The sequence below is a fragment of the Pseudomonas capeferrum genome, from assembly GCF_013523055.1.
GTDB classification, from domain to species: Bacteria; Pseudomonadota; Gammaproteobacteria; order Pseudomonadales; family Pseudomonadaceae; genus Aquipseudomonas; species Aquipseudomonas capeferrum_A.
In genome coordinates, this window is the sequence record NZ_JAAMQM010000004.1 from 172927 (window position 1) to 191742 (window position 18816).

Below are 18816 nucleotides of genomic sequence, written 5' to 3' on the forward strand. Positions count from 1 at the left end.
ACTCCTTCAAGGGCTGCTGATCATGCTCTGCTGCGTGGCGGGTCTGGCCGTGGCAGAGGAAAAGAACATCCTGGTCACCAGTGGTAGCGACCGGGCCACGCCGATCGCGGTGGTGCCTTTCGGCCTGCAGGGCGGTAGCGTCCTGCCGGAAGACATGGCCGATATCATCGGCAACGACCTGCGCAACTCCGGCTACTACGCGCCGATCCCGCGGCAGAACATGATCAGCCAGCCGAGCCAGGCCAGCGAAGTCATCTTCCGTGACTGGAAAGCCCTCGGCGCCCAGTACGTGATGGTCGGTAGCATCGTGCCGTCCGGTGGTCGCCTGCAGGTGCAGTACGCATTGTTCAACGTTGCCACCGAGCAACAGGTGCTGACCGGTAGCGTATCCGGTGGCGTCGACCAGCTGCGTGACATGTCGCACTACATCGCCGACCAGTCGTTCGAAAAACTCACCGGCATCAAGGGCGCGTTCTCTACCCGCATGCTGTACGTGACGGCCGAGCGTTTCTCGACCAACAATACCCGCTACACCTTGCAGCGCTCCGACTATGACGGCGCCCGTGCGGTCACCCTGCTGCAGTCGCGCGAGCCGATCCTGTCGCCACGCTTCGCCCCGGATGGCAAGCGTATCGCCTATGTCTCGTTCGAGCAGAAGCGTCCACGTATCTTTGTCCAGCACATCGATACCGGTCGCCGCGAGCAGGTCACCAACTTCGAAGGCCTCAATGGCGCGCCGGCCTGGTCGCCCGATGGCTCGCGCCTGGCATTCGTGCTGTCCAAGGATGGCAACCCTGACATCTACGTGATGAACATGGGTTCGCGCCAGATCACTCGTGTCACCGCAGGCCCTGGCATCAATACCGAGCCCTTCTGGGGCAAGGATGGCAGCACCATCTACTTCACGTCCGACCGTGGCGGCAAGCCGCAGATCTACAAGACGTCGGTCGGTGGCGGCAGCGCCGAGCGGGTAACCTTCGTGGGTAACTACAACGCCAACCCTAAACTTTCGGCAGACGAAAAGACCCTGGTGATGATCCATCGTCAGCAAGGTTTCACCAACTTCAAAGTGGCAGCCCAGGATCTTCAGCGCGGAAGTGTAAAGATTCTTTCGGAGACCAGTCTTGATGAGTCGCCTACTGTTGCGCCAAACGGCACCATGCTAATCTACGCCACCCGCCAGCAGGGCCGGGGAGTCTTGATGCTCGTCTCTCTCAATGGACGCGTGAGGCTCCCGCTTCCTACCGCTCAAGGCGAAGTCAGAGAACCGTCCTGGTCCCCTTACCTGAACTGATGCGGCGTATAAGCTTTACGTTTTACTTAACACACTGGGGTTCACAAGGAGTTTCATGATGGAAATGCTGAAGTTTGGTAAATTCGCTGCGCTGGCTTTGGCCATGGCCGTAGCTGTAGGTTGCTCGTCCAAGGGCGGTGACAACGCTGGCGAAACTGGCGGTGCCGCTGTAGATCCTAACGCTGGCTACGGTGCCAACACTGGCGCTGTCGACGGCAGCCTGAGCGAAGAAGCCGCCCTGCGCGCAATCACTACCTTCTACTTCGAATACGACAGCTCGGACCTGAAGCCAGAAGCCATGCGCGCCCTGGACGTTCACGCCAAGGACCTGAAAGCCAACGGCAGCCGTGTTGTCCTGGAAGGCAACACCGACGAGCGCGGCACCCGCGAGTACAACATGGCTCTGGGTGAGCGTCGTGCCAAGGCTGTACAGCGTTACCTGGTCCTGCAGGGTGTTTCCCCTGCTCAGCTGGAACTGGTCTCCTACGGTGAAGAGCGTCCTGTTGCCACTGGCAACGACGAGCAATCCTGGGCTCAGAACCGCCGCGTCGAACTGCGCAAGTAATTCGATATGCGTATATGCCGTCGTGCTTTAACCGTCCTTGCGCTCTCCCTGCCGCTCGCGGCCTGGGCCGAGATTCCCGTAGTTGATGACAACGCAGGCAATAGTGGCGCGAGCAGCTATCCGCCCGCGGGTTATGGCACGAACGGCGCCTATGCCGGGGGAGGGGTTTCGACCCCTGCCTCGGCACAGGGTCAGTTGTTCATGCAACTGCAACAGATGCAAGATCAGATTTCCCGGCAACAAGGCATCATCGAAGAGCTGCAGAATGATGTAGCCCGCATGAAACAGGAGAACCTGGAGCGTTACCAGGACCTGGATCGGCGTATCGGAACCGGTGTCGCCCCTGCCGCGGCACCACAGAATTCTCCTGCCGGTGGCGCGCCCGATGCCGCCACCGGTGCTGCTGCAGGCGCTGCTGCCCAACAGGCTGCAGCCAGCAGCGAACCGGGTGATCCAGCGAAAGAAAAGCTCTATTACGATGCAGCTTTCGACTTGATCAAGGCCAAGGACTTCGACAAGGCCAGCCAAGCGTTCAATGCTTTCCTGCGCAAGTACCCCAACAGTCAGTACGCCGGCAATGCCCAGTACTGGTTGGGTGAAGTCAACCTGGCCAAGGGTGACCTGCAAGGTGCGGGTCAGGCCTTCGCCAAGGTCAGCCAGGTCTATCCGAAGCACAACAAGGTGCCTGACTCCTTGTACAAGCTGGCCGATGTAGAGCGCCGTCTCGGCCACTCGGACCGGGTCAAGGGCATACTGCAACAGGTTGTGACCCAATATCCGGGTACCTCCGCCGCACAGCTGGCTCAGCGCGACCTGCAAAGGCTCTAGTCTGGTCCAAAGAAATAAACCCGCGCTTGCCGCGGGTTTTTTCGTTAGAATCCTTGCCCTTTTTCACGAACGCTGTCGCGGATAACGCTTTGTCGAGTTCGCGCCAGTGCCTGACGGAGGCGGACGGCCTGTTCAGCCGTTACGCCCGTGGCGACTCTATGCAAGATACATTACGCATCACAGAAGTCTTTTACTCCTTGCAGGGTGAGACACGAACAGCCGGGCTGCCTACGGTATTCGTGCGCCTGACCGGCTGCCCCCTGCGCTGCCAATATTGCGACAGTGCCTATGCCTTCAGTGGCGGCACAGTCCGTACCCTCGATTCCATCATCGAGCAGGTGGTCGGTTTTCGCCCGCGCTATGTATGCGTCACCGGTGGCGAGCCCTTGGCGCAGCCCAATGCGCTTCCATTGCTGCAGCGGTTGTGCGACGCAGGTTTCGAGGTCTCGCTGGAAACCAGCGGTGCCTTGGATATCTCCGCGACGGACACGCGCGTCAGTCGCGTGGTCGACCTCAAGACTCCGGGTTCCGCGGAAGTGCACCGCAACCGCTATGAAAACATCGAGCACCTGACGCGTAATGATCAGGTGAAGTTCGTCATTTGTTCCCGTGAGGATTACGACTGGGCAGTTTCCAAGCTGATTCAGTACAACCTTGCCGAGCGTGCGGGCGAAGTGCTGTTTTCCCCGAGCCACCATCAAGTCAATGCCAGTGAGCTGGCCGATTGGATCGTTGCCGACAATCTTCCCGTGCGTTTCCAGCTGCAGCTGCACAAGCTGCTGTGGAATGACGAACCAGGGCGCTGATCGAGGAGTATGAACATGAGTGAAAAACGTGCGGTAATCCTGCTGTCGGGCGGGCTTGACTCGGCAACGGTCGTTGCCATGGCCAAGGCCGAAGGCTACAGCTGCCATACCATGAGTTTCGACTACGGTCAGCGTCATCGTGCCGAACTGGATGCCGCCGCGCGCGTGGCGCGAGACCTGGGCGTGGTCGAGCACAAGGTCATCGGTCTCAATCTCGATGGCATCGGTGGCTCGGCGCTGACCGATAGCAGCATCGATGTGCCAGAGACGCCAGGAGAAGGTATCCCGGTGACCTACGTGCCGGCGCGCAATACCGTGTTCCTGTCCTTGGCGCTTGGCTGGGCCGAAGTGCTCGAGGCTCGTGACATCTTCATTGGCGTGAATGCGGTGGACTACTCCGGTTATCCCGACTGCAGGCCCGAGTTCGTCGAAGCGTTCGAGCGCATGGCCAACCTTGCGACCAAGGCCGGCGTGGAGGGGCAGGGCTTCCAGATCCAGGCGCCATTGCAGAACATGAGCAAGGCGCAGATCATCCAGGCCGGTATCGCCCGCGGTGTGGATTACGGCCTGACTGTCTCTTGCTACCAGGCCGATGATCAAGGTCGCGCTTGTGGCAAGTGCGACAGCTGCCGCCTGCGCGCGGAAGGCTTCAAGGCGGCCGGTGTAGAGGACCCGACACGGTATTTTTGATTTTTTTGCAGTAGGGTGTTGATTTCCCGTTAGAAATCAGTATTATACGCGCATCCAACGGGTCGTTAGCTCAGTTGGTAGAGCAGTTGGCTTTTAACCAATTGGTCGTAGGTTCGAATCCTACACGACCCACCAAATATGATCGGAGTGTGAGTCTAGAACGGGTATTTTTGATAGTGCCTTCGTACTGGGTTTGCAGCCGTTTGTGGCGAACATTAGATCCGTTTGCCATGATGTCAATATGAAAAAGCCCGCCTTCTGTTGCAGAAGGCGGGCTTTTTCATCTCTTGGATCCCATTCTGACGGCCGGGTTCGGGGGCATCCTGCTGCTCATCCTCAGCAAACATGGCCGTACCATCAAGGTGTTACGAGAGGTCTTTCCCGCTGGCTTAGCGCTCTAATGGCCCCTGATACAGAAGCTTGAACTGCTGTCTGGACATGGAAGCCCTGTGCCATATGTTTTCCAGGAGCTGCTGGCGACGGGACGTATTTAGCAGGTCTTGGCTGCGTGCCGGGGCAACATAGCCCGTCGAAGACAGTTGTTCCTTGGTCGGACGCTTTCTTATGAGCCATGAAAGCATGGGTTGCTCCACGAATTGGTCATGGAGCGGGCTTTTCCGCTAAAGGCGGAGTGACATCAAGAGAAAAGCAACACCGGGATCGGATGATATTTCTGGGTGATGTGCCGTTATCGGCCTGGAAATTGGATGCTGAGCAGAGCAAGACATCACCCCGGCAGCCTGCGAGAGCTACGCTTTCGCAGGGTAATTTTTATTTTATCTGTATCGGGTGTTGGCCTGCCGCCCAAGGCAGGCCAGCAGGCTGCAGGTATGGATACGGGCGTTGGTACGATGGCGCGAGGCTACTGCGCCGCCCAGGCAATGAAGCGTTGTTCCAGCGCCTCGCCATAGTCGGCCCAGAAGACCGTGTCGTTCTGCACCTGCTGGGCGATTCGCGCTGGGGTATTGGGCAGGTTGGCCGCGATCGAAGGATCCAGTAGCGGGATTGCCGCGAGCGTCGCCGGCCCGTAGGCGATTGCTTGGGCAAAGTGCTGTTGTTGCGCTGTGGCGAGGGTGAACTGGATGAATTTGTGGGCTTGGTCCAGATGCTTGGAGCCCTTGGGGATGGCCCAGGCATCGAAGTCATAGATGCCACCGTTCCAGACCACACGCAAGTTGCTGTCTTTCTGCGCGGCGATGATTCGCCCGCTGTAACCCGCACTCATGACCACATCACCGGAGGCCAGATACTGCGCTGGCTGCGCGCCGGCTTCCCACCACTGGATCGATGGCTTGATCTGATCAAGCTTGGCGAACGCGCGGTCTTGTCCGGCCTGGGAGGCAAGTACCTTGTACACGTCCGCTGGCGCTACGCCGTCGGCCATAAGGGCAAATTCGAGGCTGAACTTGGCCGACTTACGCAGGCCACGCTTGCCCGGATATTTCTTCAGATCCCAGAAGTCCACCCACCCGGTTGGCGCGGTGGCGAGCTTGTCGGCGTTGTAGGCCAGGATCGTCGACCAGATGAAGAAACCCACCCCGCAGGGGTGGATAGCGCCTTTGAGATACTGTTCCGGCGCGCCAAGCAGATCCGGCGGTAGAGGTTCGAACAGGCCCTCTTCACAGCCGCGTGACAGCTCCGGCAGTTCGACCTCTACTACGTCCCAGTTGACGCTGTGGGTGTCGACCATGACCTTGAGCTTGGCCATTTCGCCGTTGTATTCGCCGGCAATGATCTTGCCGCCCCCTTGCGCCTCCCAGGGCTTATAGAACGCCTGAGCTTGCGCTACCTTGTTGGTCCCGCCAAACGAGATGACTGTCAAACCATCGTCTGCCCACGTACTCGGAACGGCCAATGCGGCCAATGCGACTGTCAAAGCCTTGCCAATAGTGTGCATCATGACGCTCCTGCTGGTGTTGTATATCCGCGCGCCCGAGCAGCGCGCGGGAAAAGGGGGCGGTATACGGAAGCTGCCGGTTCTAGCGACCGGCGTCGGCGCAGGTCAGTCGACGACGGTGTCGGTCCAGTCGATCTGCAGTTCGCCGTAGGTCTTGATCAGCTCAAGCATGTGATTCGGGTCGAACAACAACTCTGAAGGCACCACGCCGCTGAGAGGACTCGTCAGGCCCGCGAGCATCTGCGCCTGGACCGCAGCGCATAGGCCGGTCATCCGGCTCATGGCTTCCTCACCCCAGCTTTGTGGGCCGCGGATCGTATAGCGGCGCACGACGGTATTGCCGTTGAGCGGCCCGCTGGCTTCAAAGACCGCCGCTGAGTGCTCTGGCCATCCAAACTGATGCCGTCCGCCCTGTTGAGCCCATATTTGTGCTTTGGTCTGTTCAATGGTGTCGGCTTCGAGCAGGCCGTAGCTGTTGAGGATGCGAAACTCTTCCATCAATTCGCGCTGCCAGGTGCCACGCACGGAGCAATAGCGAAGCGAAGGAAAACTTCGGGGCAGATCGGTCACTTCCGGGTGAGGAACGAAATACACCCGCTGCTCGCCAATAGCTCCACCGAAATCGACCAATCGTGAACCTTCCATGAAGCCAGCGGGGCGCCACCGCCCGTTGAGGAAGTAACCTCGCTCAGGGCAGTGGTTGGCCAATTCCCATGTGATGGTGTCTAGTCCTCCGCGCGTAGGTGCAGGGCTGCGGAAAGACACCCAGTAGATATGATATTCGTGCAGCTCGCCGAAGGCCCTTGACGCATGCTGCGCCAGAATATTTGCCAATCCGGGTGACAAACCCAGGCCGGCCACTGCGATCACGCCGTTTTGCCTGGCGCGGTGATCATTGCTGCCATCATCATGAGCAGAGATCAGGTTGGCGTAGCGTGCGTTGGCCTGCATGGCCAGGTCGAATACAGCCTGGCTACCGAAGCTGGTGCAGTCCATGACCAGGTCCGCCCCTCGGGCAGCCTGGGCCAGTGCAGCCGGGTCTGCGGCGTTCGGGACCTGTGACAGCCCTGGCCGGCTGATGGCCGCTACTAGGTCACATGCCCGTTGCTCGTTGAGGTCGGCAATCAGTAGTTGTTCGACATCCTTCGCCACAGCCAGACCTCTTGATACCCACTGTCCGACTTGGCCGGCGCCACCTATGACGAGAATTTTCATATGTTCCTCTTGTTGGTCAGTGTCGTTGTGCAAGGTGGTCAACACCCTTCGGTCCTCCTTCAAAGCGTCCAGCAGCCTGCGCAGGTTGACGCTGAGGGGATGTTCACCACTCACGGCACCTTGAACAATTCGGTGATCGTAATAATTGGATCATGAGCATTGGACGATGGTACAAACGCCGCTGCAGCCGCGGTTTTACCGCCGTAGGTGTCCGAATCGATTGGGCAAGTGTTTGATCGTAAGATGAGCGCTTATGGCTATTTTCAGGCATGACAATGCCTTTGGTTCTTCCACCAGACTTCCTGGAGTAGCGCGCCAATGTCCTTGCGCATCAATGATCTTCTGCGTGCTCCACAGCTGTGCACTCGATTGGTGAGTGGCGGGGCAGGCTGCGATAACGTCATCGGCTGGGCGCACGTCTGCGAACTCGCGGACCCGGCAAAGTGGTTAAGCGCAAGGGATCTGTTGATGACCATCGGGATCGGCATCCCTTTGGACTACCAAGCACAGTTTGAATACGTGCAGCGCCTTTCAGATGCGGGTTTGGCCGGAATCGTGATTGGCGAAAACCCGCATGCGCCGACGGAACTGAGTGGTGTCTTCGATAGTTCGGAGCGATTCGGCTTCCCGGTCTTGATGACTGCGTATGGAGTGCCCTTTACAGCGATTGCCAAGGCGATAGCGCAAGAGGGCCAGCATCGCGATTTCGAGCGTCGTCAACGCATGGCCAGGATCTACGAGAGCGCTCGGGCCAACCTGCTGGGGCTCGCTCTGCCTCAGTTGCTCGAGCGCCTGGAGCAAGACGTGGATGCCTCTTTATGGGTGGTCGACTCCATGACGGTTGAGCCGTGGGTCAAAGGGTTGCCGTCTCTGCCGCTCTCCTGCCAACCTTCCGTGGCGAGATTGCCGCCCAGGCCCCACTGCGGTACGGACACTGTCCACAAAGTGCGAGTGGTTGACGATACCTTCTGGGTCGCAGGTATCCCTGAGCATGACGACTGCATACTGGTCTGCCGCACCTCTTCGCCGTGCGACTACCTCGTACTGCAGCATATCGTTGCGGTGCTCGGGCTCGAAATATCAAGGCTGCACGTCGCTCATGAGCGAAGGATGAAGGTTGGCAGGGAGTTGCTCGAAGGCTTGCTCCGACAGGAGCTGACGGCGTCCCGACTCGAAGAGGCGCTTGAAGCACTGGCGATGCGGCTCGACAACGCAGTGTTGGCGGTGACTCGACTTGAGCATGCATCGCTGGCCCTGTTCCACTCTACGGTGCGACGGCAGGTTGTGCCTGTCGCAAGTGTCACCATAGGCGAGGAGCTGTTACTGCTCTTGAACCTCGACCACGCCTGTAAAATTCAGACCTGCCTCGGCTCTGCGCTCGGTGTAAGCGGCATCATTCATACGCCAGGCAGGGCAGCAGAAGCGTTAAGGGAGTCAAGATTGGCGCTTGCACACACCGATGGCGAGCGCCCCATCGTCAGCTACGGACTGATCTCAGGCGGCTCGCCATGGTTGCCTCAGAGCGTGGAAAGCGCTACCAGGACCTATCAGCAGGTACTGGGCAAGGTCTGCGCGTACGATGAACAGCAAGGACGGGTGTTGTTACACACCTTGAACGTATTCCTGAGCAACAACCGGTCCTGGCTCAAATCCGCCAAGTTGCTGCATATTCATAAGCAGACACTGGTGTACCGAATCAAGAAAATAGAAGAACTGACAGGGCGCTCGCTAAGTGATACCGAGGATGTGTCCGTCCTGTGGCTCGCGCTCAAGGCATCCTCGATGTGCGGTTCTGAATGGCCAGCCTGATCAGGTCGCAGACTTCAAGATGTCTCGAAAGTTGGAAGGACCACCACACAGGCATCTGGGCACTTTTGCCAGCCAGGGATGTGAATGAAGTATTCCCCTCTGTGTCGGCCGGCGCCGGCAATTGGTACGGGCACTGCTGTGCCTTGGTCTGGTCGAGTTGGAGGGTGTCGAAGCTCACGTTTACTGCAGGTACTCCACAGAGCGCTATGACGACGTAACCACGTAGATATGAGTCTCGATGCGTGCCAACGACAGAACACCGTTGTTGCCCTCGTCAGCGCCTCCCACGGACCTGACCATTCCCGGGCGACGATGATCAAAGGCAGTGCAAACAAACCTGTGTCTGCAATCATCCCCAAATTTCGTTGTTAAATTCACCCGACAAGGAGTTAGGTAGTACTCAGGTAGTCACTGGTGCAGGGCTTTGGGCTTGGTCTCGTAGTTTTTCTGAATCACCGGGGTAAGGCCTACACCTGTGCTTCGTTGCTATGAAAAGCATTTTTAAATCCGAATTTTCGCGTAAATTTAAGCCGTTTTCCTGCAGCAATCACTGACCATTCCGATGCAGGCTCCTGCTTCAAAGCACAGAGAAAGGCATCCAGTCGCGATGACTAAAGGAGCCATTCAGCCGCAGCCCACGCTAGCCGAACTGTCACTCTTGGTGTCAATAATCGCGCCTTGCTACAACGCCGAGAAATATCTCGGAGCTGCCTTGCAAAGTATTTTTGCCCAGGACTACCCGAATTATGAGGTCATCATCGTCGATGACGGCTCGACCGACCGCAGCGTGGAAATGCTCGGGGCGCTGCAGAAAACCCACGATTTACAGCTGCTGACCCAGGCGAATCAAGGTGTCAGCGCTGCGCTCAATACTGGACTGTAATATGCCAAGGGTGTTTACGTGGCGACGCACGATCTGGACGACATCATGCTGCCCCACTCCATCAGTGTCAGGGCGCGTTACCTTGATGAGCACCCGCGAGTGGGTTGTGTCGGCGCCTGATCACCTACATGGATTACGAGGCCGCGATGTCAAGACGCAGCGGCGCAGTGAAATCCACACTCACACCTTCGATGAGATTCTTGCCGGCGGTGTAGTGATCGGTGCGCCAGGCGCACTGTACCGCAGGAAGCCCTGCGCGCGGCCGGCTTGTACGATCCTGCAATCAAGGTGCAGGATTTTCCGATGACGCTGCGTATCGCCAACCAGGGCTACCAGATCCACGAGTTGCCGGTGTGCGTGACGCGTTACCGCGGCAACCCCTGCAAGTTCATTCGCTGGCGCTTCGAAGAGGAGGTGCGCGAACTGCTGCTCGAGGCCGCTTGGTGGGACTGGTTGATCGAGGAGGTCAAAGCGGTTTCCAGGCAGCTGTGCAGTTGCGACCTGAAAGGTTTCGTCGCCTACCTCAAGACGCGCAGGTAGCGCCCGACAGTGGTACCCTTGACGTCCCGCGCGGATTCGCTGTGGCGGCTGCGCTTCACCTTCTATGGACAGCAATCGGTTTATTCATGAAGAAATCAGTCGGCATTCTCTGCGGCCTGGCCATCGCCATCGCCGTGGTTACCACCGCGGGTGCCTGGTACACCGGCAAGCAGTTGCCTCGCGAACTCGACAATTCGATCGCCCGGGCCAACCAGGAACTCGTCAAGGCCCTGGCAGGCGTGGGCGGCAGCGCAACGATCGAACTGACCTCCCTTGATCGGCACCTGTTCACCAGCACCGCCCACTACCGCATCAAGGTCAAGGATGTGCAGGCGGGTGAGTTGCCGGTGAGTTTCGAGTTGGCTGCGGTCGACAAGATCGAGCACGGCCCGTTTCCATGGTCCCGGGTCAAGTCGCTCAAGCTGATGCCGGTCATGGCAGCCGGCAATGCCCGGTTAGAGAGGACAGAGGCGACCGCTTCCTGGTTCGCCGCCGCCAACGAACAGTCGCCGCTGCGGGTGCATTCGAGTCTAGGGTATGACGGTGGGGTGACGAGCGAACTCGAGCTGCTGCCATTGAAAGTGGACGAGGCTAATGGCAACAAGGTGGATTTCACCGGTCTACGTCTGCGAGTGAACGGTGACCGCGACGGCAAGGCGGTGAAGATCGAGGGCGAAGCCGGAAGGCTGGACTTGACCCTGATCGATCAGATGCAGCTGCCTGTGACGCTGCAGTTCAACGGCCTGACTATCGGTGGCGACCTGTCACGCACCGACCATGACAGTCTCTATGTGGGCTCGCTCGACCTGGGCCTGGCCGAAGCTCGGATCACGCAGGGCCACCAGCAGAAGCTGCTGCTGATCAAGGGCCTGGAACAAAACAATCTTTACGGTGCCGACGGCGACAAGATGCATGGCCGCCTGGAATACAAGATTGGCGACATCACCTACGACAACCGCCCGGTCGGTTCCGGCCACATGCTCTTCACCTTCAAGGACGTGGACATGACGGCCCTGCAGTCGCTCAACGACTGGTACCAGACGCGCCTGCCTGAGTTCCGCGAAGCCGCCGCTGCGGGCCAGGTGTTGCCGAACATCGACATGGGTCCCGAGGAAAGGGCCAAGGTCCAGGCCGACCTGCAGAAAATGCTCGCGGCCAAGCCACAGGTCGCTCTTGAGGATCTCTCGTTCAAGACGGCCAAGGGCACCAGCCGTTTCAACCTGATCGTCGACCTCGGCAACCCGGCTTCCCTGGATCTGCCAGCCGATCAATTGACCCGCCAGATCATCGCTCGATTGCAGGCGAAGCTTTCGTTGTCCAAGCCCATGATCGGCGATCTCGCCACTTTGCAGGCTTTCCTGCAAGGCCAAACCGACGCCCAGGCGATCGCCCGGCAATCCGGCCAGGCGGGCGAGATGGTCGGCATGATGGCCGTGCAGAGCGGAATGGCGAGAGTAGAGGGCGATGATGTGAAGGCCGATCTGCACTATGCCGACGGCCAGGTCGACTTCAACGGCAAAAAGATGTCGGTCGAAGAATTCGCACTGTTCCTCAACACCCAGATGGCTGGCGTGGTTCCGCGCGGCTGATACCTTTCGCAGGCCCGGCCGATACCCAGTCGGCGCGGGCCCTGCGGCGCAAAAAACGCTTTTGAATTGAAGCGATTGTCTGTAGCCTTCGGCGTCCGACAATAATCCGTGCCCGCAATGGGACCGCGATTGCAAGGCTGGTGCCCGTTCAGCCCTTGCCATCCGGTGCCTCTAGCCGATTTGCCAGGGTTCGGTGATACACTCGATTCGACGCGCATGCGCGCCCGCAGGTCCAGCGATCATGACCCAGATTTCCGAACGCCTGTTGGTTCAAGCACACCTTGACGCCAAGCAGCCCAATCCGCTGACAGTCGAGCAGGAGGCCGAATACTGTGCGGCCATCGCTGCGGAGCTCAAGGCCCAGAACGCTGTTCTGGTCGCCCATTTCTATTGTGATCCGGTCATCCAGGCCCTGGCCGAGGAGACGGGCGGTTGCGTATCCGACTCCCTCGAGATGGCCCGCTTCGGCAAGAACCATCCGGCCAGCACGGTGCTGGTGGCCGGTGTGCGCTTCATGGGCGAGACGGCGAAGATTCTCACTCCTGAAAAACGCATCCTGATGCCGACCCTGGAGGCGACCTGCTCGCTCGACCTGGGCTGCCCGGTCGAGGAGTTCTCGGCGTTCTGCGACAAGCACCCCGAGCGGACCGTGGTGGTGTATGCCAACACCTCCGCTGCGGTCAAGGCGCGCGCCGATTGGGTCGTGACCTCCAGCTGCGCCCTCGAGATCGTCGAGAGCCTGATGGACAACGGCGAGACCATCATCTGGGGACCGGACCAGCATCTGGGACGCTACATCCAGAAGCGTACCGGTGCCGACATGCTGATGTGGGACGGTGCCTGTATCGTTCACGAAGAATTCAAGTCGCGGCAGTTGGCCGACATGAAGGCGTTGTACCCTGACGCGGCGATCCTGGTCCATCCCGAGTCCCCCGAGTCGGTCATCGAGCTGGCCGATGCGGTGGGCTCCACCAGCCAGTTGATCGCCGCTGCGCAGACCATGCCGAACAAGACCTTCATCGTTGCGACCGACCGCGGCATCTTCTACAAGATGCAGCAGCTGTGCCCGGACAAGGTCTTCGTCGAAGCGCCTACCGCCGGTAACGGCGCGGCATGCCGCAGCTGCGCGCATTGCCCATGGATGGCCATGAACACGCTCGAGCGTACCCTGGATTGCCTGCGCAAGGGCAGCAACGAGATCTTCGTCGAGCCAGCGCTGATCCCGCGGGCCATCAAGCCGCTGAAACGGATGCTCGACTTCACCCAGGCGGCGCGCATGAAGCTGTCGGGCAACGCCTGATCGCGACAGGCGTGCACGGCTGTCTTGGTGCGATCAAACAGGAAAAGCATTCGAGTTTCGATGCTGAAGCTTATCGTTCGGCATTCGAATTTTCTTTGATGCGAGTGGCCTATCGCGGGACAAGCCCGCTCACCACCAAGTACTGAGGCGCTGCAATCCCGGTGGTGAGCGGGCTTGCCCCGCGATAGGCCGCCCGCATCGAAGAAGATTCAAAGGCCAGAATCCAAGTCTCAACGCTTGCGGATCGAGTAACACGCACGCCACGGATGCTCTGCGTCAGCGCATCATCTCCTTGACCATCCGCTGCTGCTCCATGATGTCCCGCTGCCGGGCATCGATACGCGAGGCCAGCTGGAAGTTGCCGCCGGCACGGCGCTTGGCGTAGTCCAACTGCTGAATGGCCTGGTCGTAATCGCCTACCAGGGCAAAGTACTCGGCACGTGCCTGGTGCAGGCCGATGGTGTTGCCGGACAGTCCGCGTACTTCGGCGATGTCGTACCACACATCCGGATCGTACGGCCGACTCTTCAACAGTTCGTCCAGCGCCTTTTCCGCCTCGGCGGGCTGGTTCTGCTTGATCAGCAGGTCCGCGCGCACCTGGCGCAGGGGGTAACTGCTCGGGTACGATCCGCGCATGCGCTCGACGCGTTGTTGAGCATCGGCCAGACGGTTGTTGGTGATGTCCAGGTCGATCTGCGCCAGGTTATAGGTAAGGTCGTTGGGCGCCTTGGCCAGCAATGGCTTGAGGCTTTCCCGAGCGTCGTTGAGCTGGCCACCCTTGATCTGGGCGAGCGCAAGGCCATAGCGGGCGGCGTCCAGTTTCGGGTTTTCGTCGAGCTGGGCGCGAAAGCGTTTGCCGGCCAAACCCGGTGTGCCTTCATAGGTCAGTGCTACACGGGCACGGATCAGTTGGTAGCGAAGGCTGTCTTCCACGCCTCCCTTGGGAACCTGCTCGGCGCGGTTACGGGTGTCGGCGATACGCGACTCGGTGACCGGGTGAGTCAACAGGAACTCGGGAGGCTTGGCGTCGTAGCGGTACTGGCGCATCAGGCGTTCGAACATGGTCGGCATGTTGCGTGGATCGAAGCCGGCCTTTTCCAGGTTCTGGATACCGATGCGGTCGGCTTCCTGCTCGTTCTGCCGGGAGAAGCGCCGCTGCTCCTGGATCGCTGCCGCCTGAGTGCCTGCGATCGCGGCAATACCGGCGTCACCGCCCCCCGAGGCAGCCAAGACGATACCGGCCAGCAGCGCGGCCATCATCGGCAGCTGCATGCGCTGCTGGGCCTCGACGCCACGGGCGAAGTGGCGCTGGGACAAGTGCGCCAGCTCGTGGGCAAGCACCGAAGCGTACTCGCCTTCGGTCTGTGCGTTGAGGAAAAGTCCGCCATTCACCCCGACGATCCCACCGGGCGCGGCGAAGGCATTGAGCTCGCGGCTGTCGATGAGGATGAACTCCAGGCGCCGATCCTGCAGCTGGCTGGTTTCGGCCAGGCGATAGACGCTGGTTTCCACATAGTCCTTGAGCTGCGGGTCGTTCAATTGATTGACGTTGCCGCGCAGCATGCTGAGCCAGGCACGACCGAGCTGATGCTCCTGCTGCGGCGAGACGATCGCGGAACTGGCATCACCCAGCGACGGCAGGTCGTCGGCATGGCCAGGGACGGCCATCAGGCAGGCCAGCGTCAGCAGGGCAGGGCGCAGTAGATTCATGCATGAAGCTCGCGTCGGGCAAAGAGCCTTACTGTAGCGGGCTCGCACGTCTGCGACCAGTGGCGCTATCCTAGCGGACCTGTCTGACATACCGGAGTGACCATGAGCGATGCCCTGACCTGCGATGCCGAACTCGATGCCAGTGGCCTGAGCTGCCCGCTACCATTGCTCAAGGCCAAGATGGAACTCAATCGCCTGGCCAGTGGCGCGGTGCTGAAAGTGATTGCCACCGACGCAGGGTCTCAGCGCGACTTCCGCACTTTCGCCCAATTGGCCGGTCACACGCTGCTTCGCGAGATGGCCGAGTCCGGGATCTATACCTACTGGCTGCGCAAGGCCTGAGTCTTCTTCCCAAGGATCGTCAATGTTCAAAGTGCTTCGTGACTGGATGCAACGCTACTTCTCCGATGAAGAAGCGGTGGTGCTGGCGGTTTTGCTGTTCCTGGCCTTCGCCTTCGTTCTCACCTTGGGTGGCATGTTGGCGCCGGTGCTGGCAGGCATGGTCCTGGCGTTCCTGATGCAAGGGTTGGTCAATGCCTTGGAACGTCTGCGCGTCCCTTCCGGGGTGGCTGTCGGCGTCGTTTTCACCCTGTTCATGGGGGCGCTCGGGGTCTTCCTGCTGGTCTTGGTGCCCCTGCTCTGGCATCAGTTGATCACCCTGTTGAACGAGCTGCCTGGCATGCTCGCCAAGTGGCAGTCGCTGCTGTTGCTGCTGCCCGAGCGCTATCCGCACCTGGTCTCCGACGACCAGGTGCTGCAAGCCATCGAAGCGGTACGCGGCGAGGTCGGCAAGTTTGGCCAGTGGGCATTGACGTTTTCGCTGTCGAGCCTGCCGCTGCTGATGAATATCATGATCTATCTGGTGCTCGTGCCGATCCTGGTGTTCTTCTTCCTCAAGGATCGCGAGCTGATCGGTCGCTGGGTCAGTGGCTATCTGCCTCGGCAACGCACCTTGCTGAACCGGGTGGGCGACGAAATGAACCGCCAGATCGCCAACTATATTCGCGGCAAGGGGATCGAGATCCTGATCTGCGGCATCGCGACCTATATCGCGTTCATCAGCCTGGGCCTCAACTACGCGGCCCTGCTGGCGCTACTGGTCGGATTGTCAGTGGTGGTGCCGTACGTCGGCGCGGTGGTGGTGACGGTGCCGGTGACGCTGATTGCCCTGTTCCAGTGGGGCTGGGGCGACCAGTTTATCTACCTGATGGCGGTCTACGCGATCATTCAGGCCCTGGATGGCAACGTGCTGGTGCCGTTGCTGTTCTCCGAAGCGGTGAGCCTGCATCCGGTGGCGATCATCTGCGCGGTGCTGCTGTTCGGCGGGCTGTGGGGGTTCTGGGGGATTTTCTTCGCGATTCCGTTGGCAACGCTGTGCAAGGCGGTCCTCGACGCCTGGCCGCGGCAGGAACCGTCGGTCGCGCCGCTGCTCTGAGGCCCCCGGGCCGGACCTTCGTTGCCGAATGAGGCCGACCCGCTGCCACGCGTCCGGCGTCAGCCCTTGTTCAAGGCCTGCGCCGCCGCCAGCACGGCATCCACGTGACCGGGTACCTTGAGGCCACGCCACTGCTGGCGCAGGACGCCATCCTTGTCGATCAGGAAGGTGCTGCGGTCGACGCCCAGGTATTCCTTGCCGTAGAGCTTCTTCAGCTTGATCACATCGAACAGCTGGCAGAGGCTTTCGTCCTTGTCGCTGATCAGCTCGAAGCCGAAGCCCTGCTTGGCCTTGAAGTTTTCATGGGACTTGAGGCCATCGCGTGACACGCCGTACACCACGGTATTGGCCGCCTGGAAGGCAGCCAGCTGGTCACGGAAGCCTTGGCCCTGGGTGGTACAGCCCGGAGTGTTGTCCTTGGGGTAGAAATACAGCACCACCTGGCGACCCTTGAGGTCGGCCAGGGCGACGGTCTGGCCGCTGGTGGCCTGAGCCTGGAAATCGGCTACGGGTTGGTCTAGCTCTACGGCCATGGGGCTTCCTTACATGGGATTCTGTGGGCGCCAGGGTTCGATCAGGGCGTCCAGGTTGAGGGCATCGGCGAAGTCCAGGAACTGATCGCGCAGCCAGCTGATCTGGGTGCCGGCCGGCAGGATCACGGTGAACTGGGCGTTGAGCATGCTGCTGCCGGTCTGCGGTGCGAGGTAGGTATCGCAGGTCATGGCCTCGAGCTCGATGTGGTTGTCCTGGAAGAACTGGCACAGCTCGTTGACGATGTCCGGCCGATAGGCGGCGCTGACGTAGGCTACATAAGGCAGCGACTGGGGGCGAACCTCGAGGTCCGCGCTGCGCACCACGTTGAGGGTAAAGGCGTGTTTCTTGCCCAGGCCCGGCAGGCCGGCCTCCAGGCGAGCCAGTGCGTCCCAGCTGCCACCGACCTGCAACACCAGGGCGCTGGTCTCGCCATGGCGGGTCAGGCGCGAGGTGACGACCGCGCAGCGGTTCTCGAAGGCGGCACGGCTGAGGACATTGGCCAGCTCCATGGGGTCGGCGCCCAGGGCACTGATGACAAGGAATTGTTCGCGAACGGTGGGGGTGGACATGCAACATTCCTAAAGCGATGAGCGGTCGGTACGGGACGGCGGGCAAGCCGCTACGTGGCAGGATCCATGCCCGAAAACAGGGCCAGGACGCTGGCAGGAAGCCTCGTCGGCGGCCCGGCGGGCCACGTTGTCACGATCAAAGAGGGAAGGGTAGCGAAAACCGGCGCCGAGGGGAATGCTCCGCCTACCAGCTTCGCTTGTACAAGGCCGATGGCGCCAGTACCATTACCGCTCTCTTTTTCCGGCAGGAGCAGTTACATGATTGCGGGCAGTATGGTGGCACTGGTCACTCCCATGGATGCACAAGGGCGTCTTGACTGGGACAGCCTCAGCAAACTTGTAGACTTCCACCTGGAAAACGGCACCCACGCAATTGTCGCGGTCGGCACCACCGGCGAGTCGGCGACCCTCGATGTCGAAGAGCACATCAAGGTCATCGAATTCGTCGTCAAGCAGGTCGCCGGGCGTATCCCGGTCATCGCCGGCACGGGCGCCAACTCCACCCGCGAAGCCGTCGAGCTGACCCGCAACGCCAAGGCAGCCGGTGCCGACGCCTGCCTGCTGGTGGTGCCGTATTACAACAAGCCGACCCAGGAAGGCCTGTACCAGCACTTCAAGCACATCGCCGAATCCGTCGACATTCCGCAGATCCTCTACAACGTACCCGGCCGCACCTCCTGCGACATGCAGGCCGAGACCGTGATCCGTCTGTCGACCGTGCCCAACATCATCGGCATCAAGGAAGCCACCGGCGACCTGCAACGCGCCAAGGCGATCCTCGACGGCGTGAGCGAGGACTTCATCGTCATGTCCGGCGACGATCCGACCGCCGTCGAGCTGATCCTGCTGGGTGGCAAGGGCAACATCTCGGTCACTGCCAACGTCGCCCCACGCGACATGGCCGACCTGTGCGAAGCCGCACTGAAGGGCGAGGCCGAAAAGGCCCGCGCGATCAACGAAAAACTCATGCCGCTGCACAAGCACCTGTTCATCGAAGCCAACCCGATCCCGGTGAAGTGGGCGCTGGTGGAAATGGGCCTGATGCAGCAAGGCATCCGCTTGCCGCTGACCTGGCTGAGCGACTCCTGTCACGATACGGTACGCCAGGCCTTGCGCCAGTGCGGCCTGAAGGCTTAATTGAGGACGTACACC

Annotated in this window: 17 protein-coding genes, 1 tRNA gene and 3 pseudogenes; 14 read left to right on the forward strand and 7 right to left on the reverse strand. The window is 60.3% G+C overall.

The features are described 5' to 3' along the window. The first annotated feature begins 22 nt into the window (after positions 1 to 22). The 6 genes from tolB (at position 23) to G7009_RS06420 (ending at position 4318) form a co-directional block, all read left to right on the forward strand. Positions 23 to 1294: a Tol-Pal system beta propeller repeat protein TolB gene (gene tolB / locus G7009_RS06395; RefSeq protein ID WP_219856471.1), complete on the forward strand. Its 1272-nt coding sequence runs from the start codon at positions 23 to 25 to the stop codon at positions 1292 to 1294. A 58-nt stretch (positions 1295 to 1352) separates the two neighbouring features. Next, complete coding sequence (gene pal, locus G7009_RS06400; protein ID WP_181129071.1) at positions 1353 to 1859, forward strand: peptidoglycan-associated lipoprotein Pal; 507 nt, start codon at positions 1353 to 1355, stop codon at positions 1857 to 1859. Positions 1860 to 1865: 6 nt separating this feature from the next. Then, on the forward strand, positions 1866 to 2687 hold the full coding sequence (ybgF, locus tag G7009_RS06405) for a tol-pal system protein YbgF (protein ID WP_181129072.1): 822 nt from the start codon (positions 1866 to 1868) through the stop codon (positions 2685 to 2687). Positions 2688 to 2845: 158 nt separating this feature from the next. Next, positions 2846 to 3493, forward strand: a complete 648-nt coding sequence (gene queE, locus G7009_RS06410) for a 7-carboxy-7-deazaguanine synthase QueE (RefSeq protein ID WP_181129179.1) — start codon at positions 2846 to 2848, stop codon at positions 3491 to 3493. 15 nt (positions 3494 to 3508) lie between these two features. Continuing rightward, positions 3509 to 4183 (forward strand): 7-cyano-7-deazaguanine synthase QueC, encoded by a 675-nt coding sequence (gene queC / locus G7009_RS06415; protein WP_181129073.1) that lies wholly within the window; start codon positions 3509 to 3511, stop codon positions 4181 to 4183. Positions 4184 to 4242: 59 nt separating this feature from the next. Beyond that, positions 4243 to 4318: transfer RNA gene (locus G7009_RS06420), tRNA-Lys, on the forward strand. Between the two features lie 254 nt (positions 4319 to 4572). On the opposite strand, the gene G7009_RS06425 is transcribed toward G7009_RS06420, so the two are convergent. The 3 genes from G7009_RS06425 to G7009_RS06435 all read right to left on the reverse strand — a co-directional run bounded on the left by G7009_RS06425 (position 4573) and on the right by G7009_RS06435 (position 7295). Further along, the gene (locus G7009_RS06425; RefSeq protein ID WP_219856457.1) at positions 4573 to 4764 is read right to left on the reverse strand and encodes a TraI domain-containing protein; all 192 of its coding nucleotides are present in this window, start codon (positions 4762 to 4764) and stop codon (positions 4573 to 4575) included. A gap of 281 nt (positions 4765 to 5045) precedes the next feature. Beyond that, the gene (locus tag G7009_RS06430) at positions 5046 to 6080 is read right to left on the reverse strand and encodes a polyamine ABC transporter substrate-binding protein (RefSeq protein WP_375139541.1); all 1035 of its coding nucleotides are present in this window, start codon (positions 6078 to 6080) and stop codon (positions 5046 to 5048) included. A 105-nt stretch (positions 6081 to 6185) separates the two neighbouring features. After that, a complete protein-coding gene (locus G7009_RS06435) occupies positions 6186 to 7295 on the reverse strand; it encodes a saccharopine dehydrogenase NADP-binding domain-containing protein (protein ID WP_181129076.1) in 1110 nt (369 codons plus the stop codon). 318 nt (positions 7296 to 7613) lie between these two features. On the opposite strand from G7009_RS06435, the gene G7009_RS06440 reads away from it, so the two are divergent. Next, a complete protein-coding gene (locus tag G7009_RS06440) occupies positions 7614 to 9104 on the forward strand; it encodes a PucR family transcriptional regulator (RefSeq protein WP_181129077.1) in 1491 nt (496 codons plus the stop codon). Positions 9105 to 9141: 37 nt separating this feature from the next. Here the strand turns inward: G7009_RS06440 and G7009_RS27695 are convergent. Continuing rightward, positions 9142 to 9506 (reverse strand): annotated as a pseudogene (locus G7009_RS27695) (conjugal transfer protein TraG N-terminal domain-containing protein); the annotation flags it as partial. A gap of 205 nt (positions 9507 to 9711) precedes the next feature. Between G7009_RS27695 and G7009_RS06445 the strand changes: the two are divergent. The 4 genes and pseudogenes from G7009_RS06445 to nadA all read left to right on the forward strand — a co-directional run. Beyond that, positions 9712 to 10368 (forward strand): annotated as a pseudogene (locus G7009_RS06445) (glycosyltransferase family 2 protein); the annotation flags it as partial. Continuing rightward, a pseudogene (locus tag G7009_RS28165) lies at positions 10360 to 10527 on the forward strand (antibiotic acetyltransferase); the annotation flags it as partial. The pseudogenes G7009_RS06445 and G7009_RS28165, both read left to right, overlap by 9 nt. A gap of 86 nt (positions 10528 to 10613) precedes the next feature. Continuing rightward, entirely contained in the window at positions 10614 to 12116 is a 1503-nt protein-coding gene (locus G7009_RS06450) for a YdgA family protein (protein ID WP_181129078.1), read from the forward strand. A gap of 241 nt (positions 12117 to 12357) precedes the next feature. Beyond that, entirely contained in the window at positions 12358 to 13416 is a 1059-nt protein-coding gene (gene nadA / locus G7009_RS06455; RefSeq protein ID WP_181129079.1) for a quinolinate synthase NadA, read from the forward strand. Positions 13417 to 13692: 276 nt separating this feature from the next. On the opposite strand, the gene G7009_RS06460 is transcribed toward nadA, so the two are convergent. After that, entirely contained in the window at positions 13693 to 15126 is a 1434-nt protein-coding gene (locus tag G7009_RS06460; RefSeq protein ID WP_181129080.1) for a M48 family metalloprotease, read from the reverse strand. A gap of 102 nt (positions 15127 to 15228) precedes the next feature. Between G7009_RS06460 and G7009_RS06465 the strand changes: the two genes are divergently transcribed. Together G7009_RS06465 and G7009_RS06470 are read left to right on the forward strand one after the other, a co-directional pair. After that, positions 15229 to 15468, forward strand: a complete 240-nt coding sequence (locus G7009_RS06465; RefSeq protein ID WP_219856458.1) for a sulfurtransferase TusA family protein — start codon at positions 15229 to 15231, stop codon at positions 15466 to 15468. 22 nt (positions 15469 to 15490) lie between these two features. Beyond that, a complete protein-coding gene (locus tag G7009_RS06470) occupies positions 15491 to 16561 on the forward strand; it encodes an AI-2E family transporter (protein WP_181129082.1) in 1071 nt (356 codons plus the stop codon). A 59-nt stretch (positions 16562 to 16620) separates the two neighbouring features. Here the strand turns inward: G7009_RS06470 and G7009_RS06475 are convergent, their stop codons facing one another. Next, positions 16621 to 17094, reverse strand: a complete 474-nt coding sequence (locus tag G7009_RS06475) for a peroxiredoxin (RefSeq protein ID WP_181129083.1) — start codon at positions 17092 to 17094, stop codon at positions 16621 to 16623. A 9-nt stretch (positions 17095 to 17103) separates the two neighbouring features. Further along, on the reverse strand, positions 17104 to 17664 hold the full coding sequence (locus G7009_RS06480; RefSeq protein WP_181129084.1) for a glycine cleavage system protein R: 561 nt from the start codon (positions 17662 to 17664) through the stop codon (positions 17104 to 17106). Positions 17665 to 17922: 258 nt separating this feature from the next. On the opposite strand from G7009_RS06480, the gene dapA reads away from it, so the two are divergent. Further along, a complete protein-coding gene (dapA, locus tag G7009_RS06485) occupies positions 17923 to 18801 on the forward strand; it encodes a 4-hydroxy-tetrahydrodipicolinate synthase (protein ID WP_181129085.1) in 879 nt (292 codons plus the stop codon). Positions 18802 to 18816 lie beyond the last annotated feature (15 nt).

What these genes read in the sequence shown, in the direction of transcription:
- queC (WP_181129073.1), top strand. Translation starts at nt 3,509, where the DNA reads ATGAGTGAAAAACGTGCGGTAATCCTGCTGTCGGGCGGGCTTGACTCG.
- G7009_RS06475 (WP_181129083.1), bottom strand. Translation starts at nt 17,094, where the DNA reads ATGGCCGTAGAGCTAGACCAACCCGTAGCCGATTTCCAGGCTCAGGCC.
- G7009_RS06465 (WP_219856458.1), top strand. Translation starts at nt 15,229, where the DNA reads ATGAGCGATGCCCTGACCTGCGATGCCGAACTCGATGCCAGTGGCCTG.
- G7009_RS06470 (WP_181129082.1), top strand. Translation starts at nt 15,491, where the DNA reads ATGTTCAAAGTGCTTCGTGACTGGATGCAACGCTACTTCTCCGATGAA.
- tolB (WP_219856471.1), top strand. Translation starts at nt 23, where the DNA reads ATGCTCTGCTGCGTGGCGGGTCTGGCCGTGGCAGAGGAAAAGAACATC.
- ybgF (WP_181129072.1), top strand. Translation starts at nt 1,866, where the DNA reads ATGCGTATATGCCGTCGTGCTTTAACCGTCCTTGCGCTCTCCCTGCCG.
- G7009_RS06425 (WP_219856457.1), bottom strand. Translation starts at nt 4,764, where the DNA reads ATGCTTTCATGGCTCATAAGAAAGCGTCCGACCAAGGAACAACTGTCT.
- G7009_RS06440 (WP_181129077.1), top strand. Translation starts at nt 7,614, where the DNA reads ATGTCCTTGCGCATCAATGATCTTCTGCGTGCTCCACAGCTGTGCACT.
- queE (WP_181129179.1), top strand. Translation starts at nt 2,846, where the DNA reads ATGCAAGATACATTACGCATCACAGAAGTCTTTTACTCCTTGCAGGGT.
- G7009_RS06450 (WP_181129078.1), top strand. Translation starts at nt 10,614, where the DNA reads ATGAAGAAATCAGTCGGCATTCTCTGCGGCCTGGCCATCGCCATCGCC.
- G7009_RS06435 (WP_181129076.1), bottom strand. Translation starts at nt 7,295, where the DNA reads ATGAAAATTCTCGTCATAGGTGGCGCCGGCCAAGTCGGACAGTGGGTA.
- G7009_RS06430 (WP_375139541.1), bottom strand. Translation starts at nt 6,080, where the DNA reads ATGCACACTATTGGCAAGGCTTTGACAGTCGCATTGGCCGCATTGGCC.
- nadA (WP_181129079.1), top strand. Translation starts at nt 12,358, where the DNA reads ATGACCCAGATTTCCGAACGCCTGTTGGTTCAAGCACACCTTGACGCC.
- pal (WP_181129071.1), top strand. Translation starts at nt 1,353, where the DNA reads ATGGAAATGCTGAAGTTTGGTAAATTCGCTGCGCTGGCTTTGGCCATG.
- G7009_RS06480 (WP_181129084.1), bottom strand. Translation starts at nt 17,664, where the DNA reads ATGTCCACCCCCACCGTTCGCGAACAATTCCTTGTCATCAGTGCCCTG.
- G7009_RS06460 (WP_181129080.1), bottom strand. Translation starts at nt 15,126, where the DNA reads ATGAATCTACTGCGCCCTGCCCTGCTGACGCTGGCCTGCCTGATGGCC.
- dapA (WP_181129085.1), top strand. Translation starts at nt 17,923, where the DNA reads ATGATTGCGGGCAGTATGGTGGCACTGGTCACTCCCATGGATGCACAA.